Origin of the sequence: Burkholderia sp. AU4i, assembly GCF_000466765.1 — a bacterium.
Lineage (GTDB): Bacteria > Pseudomonadota > Gammaproteobacteria > Burkholderiales > Burkholderiaceae > Burkholderia > Burkholderia cepacia.
Map to the genome: position 1 here is coordinate 1 of NZ_ASSI01000416.1, position 740 is coordinate 740.

Sequence of the window (740 nt, forward strand, 5' to 3'; positions counted from 1 at the left end):
GATCTGTTCGACCGCGACCGTCGCGACGAACGCGGCCTGCGCCGGCGGATCGCGGTCGAACCGTGGCGCGCGATCCGGCATTACCGTGCACACGTGCTGGCGGCGATCGCGCTGCGGGTGCTCGCGAAGGCGGCGGCCATCTCGGTGCCGTCGCTGCTCACGGACATCGTCGACGGTTCCGGCCGTGCGGCCGGGCAGCCCGTCGCGTGGCCGGTGCTGCTGCTCGCGTACGCGGCCGCACGCGCGCGGTCGAGGCCGGTTTCCGCGCATACCTGACCCGGCCCGCGGTAGCGGCCGACCTGATCGCGGCGTTGCGTGCGCTCGCGTTTTCCCCATGGAGAATCCCATGCCGAACCTTTCCCATCCGATGCCCGCCACGTCGACCGACCGACGCGCCGGTAGCGCGTTCGCGAACCGCCAGGCCGCGGTGGCGGCCGTCGAGCTGCTGCTGCCGAGCCTGTCGGCCGCGCTGCAGAGCGACTTCGTCGGCGACAGCGGCTGCCTTCACATCGTGATCATGGATCCGGCGCTCGGGCCGCTCGACGCGACGTTCGAGGACGCGATCCTGTACGAGTTCTCGCTGCCCGACGCGAAGGACTGGGACGCCGACTACCGTGCCTACGCGCGCGCGAAGGCGCGGCTGTCGTGGGAGACGGGCCGCGACGGCCATGTCGTGCAGGCGCTGGAGCCATACCGGTTGCGCGCGGGCGACACGAATCTGTGGGGCGGTGTCGCGCTCG

General features: G+C 72.2%; 1 protein-coding gene and 1 pseudogene. Both read left to right on the forward strand.

All coding sequences use genetic code 11. From position 1 onward, the window contains the following. Positions 1 to 3 precede the first annotated feature (3 nt). Positions 4 to 264: pseudogene (locus L810_RS48275) on the forward strand (hypothetical protein); the annotation flags it as partial. 82 nt (positions 265 to 346) lie between these two features. Continuing rightward, a partial coding sequence (locus tag L810_RS43155; protein ID WP_373453122.1) for a hypothetical protein occupies positions 347 to 740 on the forward strand: 394 nt, incomplete at its 3' end.